The organism is Saccharothrix coeruleofusca (assembly GCF_017876325.1).
Classification (GTDB): Bacteria; Actinomycetota; Actinomycetes; order Mycobacteriales; family Pseudonocardiaceae; genus Actinosynnema; species Actinosynnema coeruleofuscum.
The window spans coordinates 1460293-1473396 of record NZ_JAGINV010000001.1; the positions used below are offsets into that span (position 1 = coordinate 1460293).

Annotated in this window: 10 protein-coding genes; 5 read left to right on the plus strand and 5 right to left on the minus strand. The window is 72.6% G+C overall.

The window, feature by feature from the left end; translation table 11 throughout:
• Position 1 precedes the first annotated feature (1 nt).
• Positions 2 to 967: a hypothetical protein gene (locus JOF41_RS06925; RefSeq protein WP_189225826.1), complete on the minus strand. Its 966-nt coding sequence runs from the start codon at positions 965 to 967 to the stop codon at positions 2 to 4.
• A 355-nt stretch (positions 968 to 1322) separates the two neighbouring features.
• Between JOF41_RS06925 and JOF41_RS06930 the strand changes: the two genes are divergently transcribed.
• The 5 genes from JOF41_RS06930 (at position 1323) to JOF41_RS06950 (ending at position 8374) form a co-directional block, all read left to right on the plus strand.
• Positions 1323 to 2489, plus strand: a complete 1167-nt coding sequence (locus tag JOF41_RS06930; RefSeq protein WP_209617188.1) for a S8 family peptidase — start codon at positions 1323 to 1325, stop codon at positions 2487 to 2489.
• Positions 2490 to 2951: 462 nt separating this feature from the next.
• Positions 2952 to 4139, plus strand: coding sequence for a S8 family peptidase (locus tag JOF41_RS06935; RefSeq protein WP_189225828.1), 1188 nt, complete (start codon positions 2952 to 2954; stop codon positions 4137 to 4139).
• Positions 4140 to 4311: 172 nt separating this feature from the next.
• Positions 4312 to 6090 carry an aspartate--tRNA ligase gene (gene aspS, locus JOF41_RS06940; RefSeq protein ID WP_189225829.1) on the plus strand — a complete coding sequence of 593 codons (1779 nt, stop codon included), beginning with the start codon at positions 4312 to 4314 and terminating at the stop codon, positions 6088 to 6090.
• A gap of 6 nt (positions 6091 to 6096) precedes the next feature.
• A complete protein-coding gene (locus JOF41_RS06945) occupies positions 6097 to 7038 on the plus strand; it encodes a DUF389 domain-containing protein (RefSeq protein ID WP_189225830.1) in 942 nt (313 codons plus the stop codon).
• Positions 7039 to 7168: 130 nt separating this feature from the next.
• The gene (locus JOF41_RS06950) at positions 7169 to 8374 is read left to right on the plus strand and encodes a hypothetical protein (RefSeq protein ID WP_189225831.1); all 1206 of its coding nucleotides are present in this window, start codon (positions 7169 to 7171) and stop codon (positions 8372 to 8374) included.
• 106 nt (positions 8375 to 8480) lie between these two features.
• Here JOF41_RS06950 and JOF41_RS06955 read toward each other — a convergent pair whose 3' ends face one another.
• From JOF41_RS06955 to JOF41_RS06970, 4 genes are all read right to left on the minus strand, one after another.
• Positions 8481 to 10334, minus strand: a complete 1854-nt coding sequence (locus JOF41_RS06955) for a glycosyltransferase family 39 protein (protein ID WP_209617191.1) — start codon at positions 10332 to 10334, stop codon at positions 8481 to 8483.
• Positions 10331 to 10474 (minus strand): hypothetical protein, encoded by a 144-nt coding sequence (locus JOF41_RS06960; RefSeq protein WP_209617194.1) that lies wholly within the window; start codon positions 10472 to 10474, stop codon positions 10331 to 10333. The genes JOF41_RS06955 and JOF41_RS06960 overlap by 4 nt, the downstream gene beginning before the upstream one ends.
• Positions 10475 to 10521: 47 nt before the next feature.
• The gene (locus JOF41_RS06965; RefSeq protein WP_209617196.1) at positions 10522 to 12330 is read right to left on the minus strand and encodes a glycosyltransferase family 39 protein; all 1809 of its coding nucleotides are present in this window, start codon (positions 12328 to 12330) and stop codon (positions 10522 to 10524) included.
• Positions 12331 to 12469: 139 nt separating this feature from the next.
• Entirely contained in the window at positions 12470 to 13042 is a 573-nt protein-coding gene (locus tag JOF41_RS06970) for a Uma2 family endonuclease (protein ID WP_209617199.1), read from the minus strand.
• Between the last annotated feature and the right edge of the window lie 62 nt (positions 13043 to 13104).

Here is a 13104-nt window from a genome sequence, read left to right on the forward strand (position 1 = left end):
CTCAGCGCCATTCCCAGCGCAGCCCGACCACGCCGGGGCCGAAGTCCAGGGCCACCGCGTAGGCGTAGCCCCATGCGTCCACCGGAGTTTCGCGGATGTCGGTTGGTTCTCCACCGGTCAGCGAAGTGGTGAATTGTTCACAACGCGCCGGGCGGCAGCGGGAGTCGTAGCGGACCTCCAGCACGTACTCCTTCACGGTGTGCCGGAAACGGCGCGTGTGGGAGTTGTCGAAGGTCGGGTGGTGGGGCGCGACGTGGATCAGCTCGTACTCCACCGCGGTCCGCTCGCCGCGCCGCAGCGGCCGGTCGAACAGCAGCTCGGCGACCATCAGGCCGTTGCGCGGGTCCGCCGAGACCCGTCCCAGCCTGCACGAGCGCAGCGTGCCGATGACCGGCAGCGGGTCACCGGGCAGCCGGGTGTCGTAGCTGAGCAGCACCCGGTCCACGCCCGTGCGCTCGGCGCGCAGCACCTGCCGCGAGCGCACCCGGCGGGTGCTGCCGTCCATCGCCAGCTCCACCTGGTCGCGCAGGCTGAGCCGGGTCAGGTCCTGGTCGGCGCTGGTGTCCACGTCGGCCAGCAGCTCGGCCATGGGCTCGTGGTCGGCGGCGGGCGCCCAGCCCAGCGGGTTGGCCGGGGGCAGCCCCCTCGGCCTGGCCTTGCCGCGCGGGCGGGGCGGTCCCAGCAGGGTGCGCAGCGCACCCTCGCCGACTTCCAGGATCTCCTCCAGGTGCGCGAGCGCGGCCAGCGAGTCCGGCCGCTCCGGCCTGCGCCGCCCGGACTGCCAGTAGCTCAGCGCGGCGATGCTCACCGCCACCCCCCTGGCGCGCAGCCGGTGTTGGATGCGCTCCAGGCTCAGCCCTTTGGCCCGGATCGCCGCCCGCAATGCGTTGGCGAACTGGTCGCCTCCCCCGCCGATCCGCCGGAGGTCGTCCGCAGGGGATTCCTGCCTGACGACTTGCGTAGACATCTGCGCTCCCGTTCTGGTTTGAGGACAAGGCGAGCGACGGTATCGTGTTAAATCACCCGCGCGGTACAGCCGATCGGGTTTGCCGGGGTGAATTGAACCGTATCGGCGGGCGAAATCCCGGGTCGGTGGCGGAATGTTTGAATTCTCATTAACATCGTCCGTGTGAAGGTCGGTCACCCTAGCGGGTGGCTATGCCCGATCTGACCCTTTCGATGCTTCCCCGCCTGCGCGGACGGCCGTAGCCTCTGGACGCGGGGTGAGATCAGTCACATCCGCGCGGTCGACCGGGTCCCGCCGTCCCCTGTGCCGACTCCGGGTCCTTCGAACCGTTCCTCGCGAACGACAGGACTACTCCATGCGCAAGCTCACGTGGACCGCGGCGCTCAGCGCCGCGGTCCTGGCCACGACCGTGGCGATGATCCCCGCCCAGGCCGCCGAGGGGCCGGTGCTGGCCGCAGGCGCGCCCGACGCGGTTCCCGACAGCTACCTCGTCAAGGTGAAGGACATGTCCACCGCCGAGGCGGACGACCTGGTCGCCAAGGTCGGCGGCCGGGTCGACCGCGTCTACGCGGCGGCCTTCCACGGCTTCGCGGCCACGCTGTCCGAGCGGGCCGCCCAGCGCCTGGCCGTCGACCCGGCCGTCGAGTACGTCGAGCAGGACCGGGTCGTGCGCATGGCCGCCACGCAGTACAACCCGCCGTGGGGCCTGGACCGGATCGACCAGCGCACCCTGCCGCTGAGCGGCACCTACACCTACCGCAGCACCGGCGCGGGCGTGAACGTCTACGTCATCGACACCGGCCTGCGCACCACCCACAACGACTTCGGCGGCCGGGCGCGCAACGGCTACGACGCGGTGGACGACGACTACGTGGCGCAGGACGGCAACGGGCACGGCACGCACGTGGCGGGCACCGTCGCCGGCTCCACGTACGGCGTGGCCAAGGGCGCGACCGTCTACGGCGTGCGCGTGCTCGACGACTCCGGCAGCGGAACCATCGCCGGCGTCATCGCGGGTATCGACTGGGTGACCACCAACCACGTCAAGCCCGCCGCGGCGAACATGAGCCTGGGTGGTCCGGCCTCCAGGTCGCTGGACACGGCGGTCCGCCGGTCGATCTCCGCAGGGGTGACCTACGGCGTGGCCGCGGGCAACAGCAACGACAACGCCGCCAACTACTCCCCGGCCCGCGTCGCCCAGGCGATCACGGTCGGCGCCACCACCAGCACCGACGCCCGCGCCGCCTACTCCAACTACGGCTCGGTGCTCGACCTCTTCGCGCCGGGGTCGAACATCCTGTCGGCCTGGCACACCAGCGACAGCGCCACCAACACCATCTCCGGCACCTCCATGGCGACCCCGCACGTGGTCGGCTGCGCGGCCCGCTACCTCCAGACCGCCCCGTCGGCCACGCCCGCGGTGGTGTCGGCCTACCTGACCGCCACCGCGACCACCGGGGTGGTCGTCAACCCCGGTCCCGGCTCCCCGAACCGGCTGCTCTACTGCTCGCCCATGCTGTGACCCGCGGCATGTGACTCGCGGCATGTGACCCCGCGGGTCACACCGAACGCGGCCCCGGCGCACCCGCGCCGGGGCCGCTTCGCGTCCTGGGCCGCGACGCCACTCCCGAGGTGTCTCAGCTGGGTCGAACGGTTCAGCGGAGTAGATCACTCGGTGTAGTGATGGTGAATCCCCGTCATCCCGTGAAGGGATGATCGGGCAGTCTTCGGCGTTCGCCGCCGTTCTCGGCACCGGCTGTCCGGCACGGCCTCTACCAGGGCGTTCACCTATTGGGAAAGCCCAGATCAGAGCTCTTGTTCACGCTTAAACATAAACTGGCAATCTTTCACACTTCCGGGTGGAGTTGCGTTTTCCTAGAGTCGGTGACCGTAAGCGAGGGCCAGGTGGCCCTCCGTCACTTCCCGAGCCCTGCAGGCACTGCGGAGGGTGACGTCAGGCCACCGCATCGAGAACGGACAACGCATGCGACAGTCACGACAGGTCCGCTTCCTGGCCGGTGTCGGGGTGGCGAGCATGGTCGCCGCCGCGACCTCCCTGCTGGCTTCCCCCGCGCAGGCCGCGGAGGGCGAGATCCGCGCCGCGGACGCCGCCGAGAAGGTGCAGAACAGCTTCATCGTCAAGCTCAAGGACGGCACCACCGCGTCCGCCAACTCCCTGGCCAACCAGTACGGCGGCCAGGTCAAGCACGAGTTCCGCAGCGCGCTGCGCGGCTTCACCGTCTCGCTGTCCGAGGCCAAGGCCAAGCGCCTGGCCGCCAACCCGGCGGTCGAGTACGTCGAGCAGGACCAGGTCTTCCGCCTCCAGGCGACCCAGACCAACCCGCCGTCGTGGGGCCTGGACCGGATCGACCAGCGCAACCTGCCGCTGAACTCCTCCTACAGCTACACCTCCACCGGCTCGGGCGTGAACGTCTACGTCATCGACACCGGTGTCCGGATCAGCCACTCCGCCTTCGGCGGCCGGGCCCGCAACGGCTACGACGCGGTGGACGGCGACAACGTGGCGCAGGACGGCAACGGCCACGGCACGCACGTGGCGGGCACCATCGCCGGTTCGGCCCACGGCGTGGCCAAGGGCGCGACCGTCTACGGCGTGCGCGTGCTCGACAACTCCGGCAGCGGCACCACCGCGGGTGTCGTGGCGGGTATCGACTGGGTGACCGCCAACCACGTCAAGCCCGCCGTCGCGAACATGAGCCTGGGCGGCGGCGCGTCCACCACCCTCGACGCGGCCGTGCGCCGGTCGATCGCCGCGGGCGTCACCTACGCCATCGCCGCGGGCAACAGCAACGCCAACGCCTCCAGCTACTCCCCGGCTCGCGTGACCGAGGCGATCACGGTCGGCGCCACCACCAACACCGACGCCCGCGCCAGCTACTCCAACTACGGCTCGGTGCTGGACATCTTCGCGCCCGGCACGTCGATCACCTCGGCCTGGCACACCGGCGACTCGGCCACCAACACCATCTCCGGCACCTCCATGGCGACCCCGCACGTGGCGGGCGCGGCGGCCCGGTACCTGTCCACCAACCGGTCGGCCACGCCGGCCCAGGTGTCCAGCTACCTGACCGGCCAGGCCACCACCAACGTGGTCGGCAGCCCCGGCAGCGGCTCGCCGAACCGCCTGCTCCACCTGGCCCCCTCGGCCTGATCCACCCGCACGACGCCGGGGCCGCCTCCCACCGGGAGGCGGCCCCGGCCGTTTTCCCCCGCCGACCGGGGCAGCGGCGTCGCACGGGAAACCTGGTGGCGTCGGCTACCGGGTCGTTGGCTAGCCTTGACGACTAATCGCCAGTTGAGCTACCACGAGGAGAGCAGTACCCGTGATGCGCACGCACGAGGCCGGGACGCTCCGCGCCGAGCACGCCGGGCAGTCCGTCACCCTGACCGGGTGGGTGGCCCGCAGGCGCGATCACGGTGGCGTCATCTTCATCGACTTCCGCGACGCCTCGGGTGTGGCCCAGGTGGTCTTCCGCGAGGGCGAGATGGCCGAGCGCGCCCACCGGCTGCGCGCCGAGTTCGTCGTCAAGGTCGTCGGTGACGTGACCCGCCGTCCGGAGGGCAGCGAGAACCCCGACCTGCCCACCGGCGAGATCGAGGTCTACGCCACCGAGCTGGAGGTCCTCAACGAGGCCGCCCCGCTGCCCTTCCAGCTCGACGAGCACCTGGAGGTCGGCGAGGAGGCCCGGCTCAAGCACCGCTACCTCGACCTGCGCCGCTCCGGCCCGGCCAAGGCGATGCGGCTGCGCAGCGAGGCCAACCGGATCGCCCGCGAGGTGCTGCACGCGGAGAAGTTCGTCGAGGTCGAGACCCCGACCCTGACCCGCTCCACGCCCGAGGGCGCGCGCGACTTCCTGGTGCCCGCCCGGCTGCGGCCCGGCTCCTGGTACGCGCTGCCCCAGTCGCCCCAGCTGTTCAAGCAGCTGCTGATGGTCGGCGGCCTGGAGCGGTACTACCAGATCGCCCGCTGCTACCGCGACGAGGACTTCCGCGCCGACCGGCAGCCGGAGTTCACCCAGCTCGACATCGAGATGAGCTTCGTCGAGCAGGACGACGTGATCGCGCTGGGCGAGAAGATCATCACCGCGCTGTGGCGCGACCTGGCGGGCCACGACATCCCCCGGCCCTTCCGGCGCATCTCCTACGCCGAGGCGATGGCCAAGTACGGTACCGACAAGCCGGACCTGCGCTTCGGCCTGGAGCTGACCGAGCTGACCGAGTACTTCTCCGACACCCCCTTCCGGGTGTTCCAGGCCCCGTACGTGGGCGCGGTGGTCATGCCCGGCGGCGCCTCCCAGCCCCGCCGCACGCTCGACGCCTGGCAGGAGTGGGCCAAGCAGCGCGGCGCCAAGGGCCTGGCCTACGTGCTGATCGGTGAGGACGGCACGCTCACCGGCCCGGTCGCCAAGAACATCTCCGAAGCCGAGCGGGAGGGCCTGGCCAAGGCCGTCGGCGCCAACCCCGGCGACTGCGTCTTCTTCGGCGCGGGCGAGCCCGACGACGCCCGCGCGCTGCTGGGCGCGGCCCGCAACGAGATCGCCCAGCGCGTCGGTCTGATCGACGAGGACGCCTGGTCGTTCGTGTGGGTCGTGGACTTCCCCATGTTCGAGGCGGTCGACAAGATCGGCGACGACGTGGCTGTGGGCAGCGGCAAGTGGACCGCGCTGCACCACGCCTTCACCTCGCCCACCCCGGAGTGGGTCGACCGCTTCGAGACCGACCCCGGCAACGCGCTGGCCTACGCCTACGACATCGTCTGCAACGGCAACGAGATCGGCGGCGGCTCGATCCGTATCCACCGCGCCGACGTGCAGCAGCGGGCGTTCCAGGTCATGGGCATCACGCCGGAGGAGGCGCAGGAGAAGTTCGGCTTCCTGCTCGACGCCTTCAAGTACGGGGCCCCGCCGCACGGCGGCATCGCGTTCGGCTGGGACCGGATCACCATGCTGCTGGCGGGCGCGGACTCGATCCGCGAGGTCATCGCCTTCCCCAAGAGCGGCGGCGGCTACGACCCGCTGACCGCCGCGCCCGCGCCGATCACCGCGCAGCAGCGCAAGGAGGCGGGCGTGGACGCCAAGCCCGCCCAGAAGCAGGCCCAGTAGCCCGGCGTGCTGCACCTGCGCGTGATCAGCCCGGTCGGGTCCACCGACCAGGTGCTGGCCGCGCTCAGGGCCGACCCCGGCGTCACGCACGTGGTGCTGCTGCGCGGCGCCGGGATCGACCCGGCCGGTGACGTGCTCCAGGCGGACGTGGCCAGGGAGGCCGCCGACGGAGTGGTGGCCTCCCTGTGCGCGCTGGGCGTGGACCGCGTCGGTGGCGTGGCGCTGGAGCAGGTCGACACCTCGGTCTCCGACGCCGCCGACCGGGCCGAGGAGGCCGCGCCCGGTGAGGCGGCCGACGCGGTGGTGTGGGAGGAGCTGGTCGCCCGCACCGGCGAGGAGTCCCGGCTCAACGCCACGTTCCTGGCGTTCCTGTCCATCGCCTGCCTGCTCGCCGGGGTCGCCGTGGTGACCGACTCGACGATCACCCTGGTCGGCGCGATGGTGGTGGGCCCGGAGTTCGGGCCGCTGGCCGCGCTCGCGGTGGGCCTGGTGCTGCGCCGCCGGGACCTGGTGCGGCGGGCGGCGGTGGCGCTGGCCGTCGGCTTCCCGGCGGCCATGCTGGTCACCGCGGGCGGCGCGCTGCTGGGCGCGGCGACCGGCCTGTTCCGGCGCGACGAGGTGCTGGCCGGGGACGAGCTGGACTTCGTGTTCCAGGTGGGGCCGTTCTCGCTGATCGTGGCTTTGCTGGCGGGCGCGGCCGGGATGCTGTCGATGACCTCGGCCAAGTCCGCGGCGCTGGTGGGCGTGTTCATCTCGGTCACCACGGTGCCCGCCGCCGGGTACGCCGCCATCGGCGCGGTCCTGGGGGAGTGGGGCATCTGCGCCAGGTCCGCGGCCCAGCTGGCGGTGAACCTGGTGGGCGTCGTGACCGCGGCGGCACTGGTGCTCGCGCTGCGCAACCGCCGCGCCCCCGTCCGGGACACGGGTAGACCCCTGTCCGACGGGTAGCCCCGGACGGGGTGATTCCGTTATCAACGAGTGGTGGTTCCGGCGACGTCCGCCGATTACCGTCACGGTGCCCGGACGGGTTCTGTCAGCTCGCACTGGCCGGTGGCCACCGGGAGTAGGGTCGGAGGGGATGAGCTTGCAGAGCACCGCCGGCCTCTCGGACATGGACGACGACGCCCCCTCCGACCTGCGGGACGCGGTGCTCGCCGCCGAAGCCGTGCTCAGCGGCCGGTTCGGCGCGCCGGTGCGGCTGGCCGACCCCGAGGACCTCGGGGGCGCGGGCCGGTCGGTGGTGGTGCGCGTGCGGGTCGCGGCCACGCCGTTCTCGCTGCCCCGCACGCTGGTGGTCAAGCGCTACCCCTCGCCGATCGCCGACCGCGACCCGTTCGCCCACGAGGCGGTCAGCCACAAGCTGCTGACCGCGCTGCCCTCGGAGGAGCGGCTGACCCCGGAGCTGGTGGCGCAGGACAACCGCAAGCGGCTGGTGGTGCTGGAGGACCTGGGCAAGGCGCCCCGGCTGGCGGAGAAGCTGCTCGGCTCGGACGCGCGGGCGGCCGAGCGCGGGCTGCTGTCCTGGGCGCACGCCATGGGCAGGCTGCACGCCACCACGGCGGGCCGCGACGCCGACTTCGACGCGCTGATGCGCCGCCAGGGCAGCCAGTGCTGCGCCGACCCGGTGGCGGTGGACGTGCACGTGGCGCTGGCGGGACTGCCCGGCCTGCTGGAAGAGGTGCTCGGGGTGGAGACCCCGCCCGCCGTGCGCGAGTTCGCCGACCAGGCGGTGCGCGGGTTCGTCACCTCGCGGCGGCGCGCGTTCAGCCCGTCCACCTCCTGCCCGGACAACCACCTGGTGACCAGTCGGGGCGTGCGGTTCCTGGACTTCGAGGGCGGCTGCGTGCGCGACATCGTGTTCGACGCGGCCTGCCTGCGCGTGCCGTTCCCGTCCTGCTGGTGCGCCTACGGATTGCCGCCGGGGATGTCGGAGGCGATGGTCGCGGCGTGGCGGGCCGAGGTCAGCTCGGTGTGGCCGGACCTGGACGACGACGCGGTGTTCCTGCCCCGGCTGCTGGAGGCGCAGCTGCTGTGGCTGTGGTTGAGCACCTGGCGCGGCCTGCCGAACCTGAGCTCGTCGGCGCGGCAGACCAGCGGCCACCGCCCGCTGGACTCGCCGCCGCGCAGCACGGTGCTGACCTCGCGGTGGGCGCGGATGCGATCCGAGGCGCTGGCGCTGGGGGCCAAGCAGGTCGCCGCGCACGCCGAAGAGGTGCTGATCGCGCTGGTGGCGCGGTTCGGCGAGCAGGCGGCCGAGCTGCCGCTGTACCCGGCCTTCCGGTAGCGCCCGGCCGGTAGCGCCCGGCCGGTGGTGTCCGGACGATGGCGCGCGGACGTGCGAGGCGGCGGCCGCGCGGGCTGTGCAGCGACCACCGCCTCTTCGAGAAAGCTCAGCTCAACTTGTAGACGCTTCGGCCCCCTATGGAGGTTGCTTCGAAGTTCTCCGCGACCCAGGTCGCGATCTCGCCCCCGCTCCCGCGCCCGCCGCCCATGCCGTCACCCTGGACGAAGTAGCCGACGCGCCCTTCGGCCACGTACCGCTGGAACTCCTCCAGCGTGGGCGCCGGGTCGCCGCCGCTCCAGCCGCCGATGCCGATGACCGCCTTGCCACTGCTCAGCGCCAGGCTCGCGGCGCCCTGCGCGCTGGTGGTGGCCGCCGCCCAGGTGCCGGTGGTCTCGCGCAGGGCGCTGACCAGCGCCGCCGACGTCGAGCCCGCGGCGCCGGACCCAGCGCCGAACCCAGCGCCGAACCCGCCGCCCGCGCCTGCCGTGCCCGAGATGGCGTGATCCCCCGGACCCGACATCGGGATCGAGCCCGCGTGCGGGGTCGCCGCGGTGGCCACGCCGTAGGCACCCGTGCCGAGCGCGGCGGTGACCAGCGCCAGCGCCGCGACGCGGCGCGCGCCCACCACGATGGCGGTGCTGACCAGGACCGTCGGCACCAGCAGCGACCAGCGCAGCGCGGGCAGCCAGTCGGCCACCCGGTCGAGCAGCGCGAAGCCCCAGAACCCGGTCGCGGCGACCATCAGCGCCAGCGCGATCCGGGCGGGCGGGTGCGCGCGGCCCCGCCACAGCTCGCGGCCCGCGATGGCCACCAGCGCGGCGATCGCCGGGGCGAGCGCGACGGTGTAGTAGGGGTGGGCGGTGCCGTTCATGAAGCTGAACACCACACCGGAGACCAGCAGCCAGCCGCCCCACAGCAGCAACGCGGCCCGCGTGCGGTCGGTGCGCGGCGCGTTGCGGGTGAACCACAGCCCCGCACCCAGACCGATCAGCGCCGCGGGCAGCAGCCAGGAGATCTCCGCGCCCATGCTCGCGCCGAAGAGCCTGCCCAGTCCGGTGCTGCCGCCGAAGCCGATGTTGCCGCCCATGCCGCCGCCCGCGTTGCCCTGGCCGCCGAAGATGCGGCCGAGGCCGTTGTAGCCGACGGCCAGCTCCCACAGCGAGTCGTCGGCCGAACCGCCGATGTAGGGGCGGGACTGGGCGGGCCACAGCTCCACCAGCACCAGGAACCAGCCCGCCGACACCACCACCGCCGCCCCCGCCGCGAGCACGTGCAGGCAGCGCTTGACCAGCGTGGTCGGCGCGGCCAGCAGGTACACCCCGGCCAGCGCGGGCAGCACCAGCAACGCCTGCCCCATCTTGGTCAGGAACGCGAACCCGATCGCCACGCCCGCCAGCACCAGCCAGCGCACCCGCGCGTGCTCCAGCGCGCGGACCGCGCAGTAGGCGGCGGCCACGAGCAGCAGCACCAGCAGCGCGTCGGGCAGGTTGAACCGGAACATCAGCACCGCGACCGGCGTGAGCGCCAGCGCCGCGCCCGCCATCAGGCCCGCGACCGCGCCGGAGGTGCGCTTGACCGTGGCGTGCAGCAGCCACACCGCCAGCACCCCCTCGACGGCCTGCGGCGCCAGCACCGTCCAGCTGGAGAACCCGAAGACCCTGGCGAACAGGCCGCTGACCCACAGGAAGACCGGCGGCTTGTCCACGGTGATCACACCGCCCGCGTCCAGCCCGCCGAACAGCCACGCCGTCCAGCTCTGCGCGCCCGCCTGGGTGGCCGCGGCGTAGTACTCGTTGCCCCACGTGGAGTCGGTGAGGTTCCACAGGTAGAGGGCGGCCGTGCCGACCAGCAGGGCGAACAGGGCGGGAGTGGTCCACCACTGCGGGTCGCGCCGCCGGTGCGCGCCGCCCTCGGCGGGCGGGATGTCGGTGGCGGACCCGTCGGCGGTCAGGGTGGTCATGAGGTGGTCTCCTGGGAGGGACGGGTGCGGAAGAGCCGGTTGCGCGGCAACGGGGACCGCACGACGGTGGCGAGCAGGTCGGCCGTGACGGCGGTGGTCGGCTGGGCCGCCCGTCGCCCGCCGGACCGCTGCGCAGGCACCAGCCGGTGTCCCCGATCACGGGGGCGGGAGTCGGGTGCTCGGTGCGTCATGCCTGTGCCCGCGCTGTGAGGTCGTAGACGGCCAGGCCGTCGACAGTGGTGGCGGTGAAGTTCTCCTCGACCCAGGCGACGATGCGCTCGGCGGCGTCACTGCCGCTGTCGCCGGACATGCCCATGCCGCCCAGGAAGTAGTGGATGCGTCCTTCTTGGACGTACCGCTGGAACCGCTCCAACGTGGGGGCGGGGTCGGTGCCGTTGAAGCCGCCCACCGCCATCACCGGCACCCCGCTGGCGAGCTGGTAGCCCGCTGCGTTGTTGGACCCGACCGCCGCGGCCGCCCAGGTGTGGGCACCGCTGTCTGCTCGCAGGAGGGACACCAGCTCCTCGCCGGGCGTGGGCGCGTTGAGCAGGGTGCCCATGCGCATGGCCGGAGCGCCGCCGACGCCGCCGGCCCCGTTGAGGCCGGCGGGGAGCATGCGGGTGCCACCGCCATCCCGACCCGCCCGCACAGGACCCGCGGACGGGATCGCGCCGGAGTGCGGTGTGGCGGCGGTGGCCACCGAGTACGCGCCGGGACCGAGCAGCGCCGCGACCAGCGCGACCGGCACCACGACCACGGCCGGGGCCACAGTGGACAGGAACAGCCCCACGGCGGCGAGCAGGCCGAGCACCAGCACGGTGACCGCGAGCTCGGTGGACCAGTCGAGCAGCAGCAGGTAGCACTGCAACGCCGCCACCGCGAGCGCACCGGAAAGCGCAGCCGCCGCAACGGGTTCCCGCCTGCGCCGCCACAGCGCCACCGCCCCGGTGCCGGTGATCGCGCCGATCGCCGGGGCCAGCGCGACGGTGTAGTAGGCGTGGATGATGCCGTTCATGAAGCTGAACACCACGGCGGTGACCAGCAGCCAGCCGCCCCACAGGAGCAATCCCGCGCGGTCCCGCTCGCGGCCCGCCCACCAGCCCGCCACCAGCAGCACCACGGCGGTCGGCAACAGCCAGGCGATCTGACCGCCCATCTCGGGACCGAGGAGCCTGTCCCACCCCGTTGAGCCCCAGCCGCCGCCACCGCCGACGCTGCCCACCTCCTCGCCGGTGAGGCGGCCCAGGCCGTTGTATCCGAGGGCGAGTTCCAGCACGCTGTTGGTCTGCGAACCGCCGATGTGGGGCCGCTGGTCCGCTGGGACCAGCTCGACGGCCAGCACCCACCAGCCCCCGGCCACCACCACCGCGCCGAGCGCGCCGGACAGGTGCAGGACCTTCCTGCGGGTGGTCGTGGGCGCGGCGACCAGGTAGACCAGGACGAGCGCGGGCAGCACCAGGAACGCCTGCATCATCTTGGCCAGGAAGCCGAAACCCACCGCCACCCCGGCAAGCGCCAACCACCCGCCACTGCCCGCCGCGGTCGCCCGGACCGCGCAGTAGGCGGCGGTGATGAGCAGCAGCACCAGCAGCGCGTCGGGGTTGTTGAAGCGGAACATCAGCGCGGCGGCGGGCGTGAGCGCCAGCACCGTCCCCGCGATCAAGCCCGCGGCCTCACCGCTGGTGCGCTTCACCGCCGCGTGCAGCAGGCCCACGCCGGCCACCCCCATGAGGGCTTGGGGGACGAGGATGCTCCACGCGTTCACCCCGAACAGGCGCGCGGACAGGCCCATGACCCACACCGCGGCGGGAGTCTTGTCGACCGTGATCGAGCTCGCGGCGTCGGTGGAGCCGAAGAACCACGCCTTCCAGCTCTGCGCGCCCGCCTGCGCCGCGGCGGAGTAGTAGGCGTTGGCCCAGCCGGAATCGCCGAGGCGCCACAGGTAGAGGACGGCGGTGCCGGTGAGCAACAGCAGCAGGGGTAGTCGCGCTCGCATGGCGACCACGGTGCCGAGCCCACCTTGGCGCCCCTTGTGCCTTGCCTGTGAGCCACCTGTGCCTGGATCGGAGTGCCGCTGGGCGTGCCCGCGGGACTGGCGGGCGAACCGTGAACTTCGGTGAGCGCGGCTGCGCGGCTCACTTGCGGCGCTGGTGCAGGTCCTTCGGGTCGAAGGTGACCGACACGGCCCCGGTCACGGCGACTTGGCCTGCCTCGCCGGGGTTCAGTACGGCGACTTCGGAGTAAACGCCGTCGTGCAACTGGTAGCAGTAGACCGTCGGGCCGTCCGCTTCGTCCAGCTCTACGCGCCAGTAGGCGGGCACCCCCGCCGAGGCGAAAGCGGCGGGTTTCTCCAACCGGTCGGTCTTCTTGGTTGACGGGCTGACCACCTCGGCAACCAGGGCCACGGTGTCGACGCCCACCGTGGTGGTCTCCACCCGTTCGGTGGAAACCACCACGTCGGAGATATAGGCCAGCCCTTCGCGGACGCGGACGCGGACGCCGGTGGCGGTAAGTGCTTCCATGCCCTCGGGGGCAACCGCGTCGTCGAGCAGTCGGCACAGCCGGTCGGCCACCCGCTGGTGCTTGGCCGAGGGGGCGGCGTTCACGACGAAACGCCCGTCGACGAGTTCCACCCGGTGGCCTTCGACGGGCTCAAGGCTCTCCCAATCGTCCAGCGTGTAGCCATCCAGACGCCGTGCTGTGGTCACAGCCATCGCCCCTTGTCCGGCTTCCAGTGCTCCGGTGCCCGGTATCCCACGCGCGCCTGCTT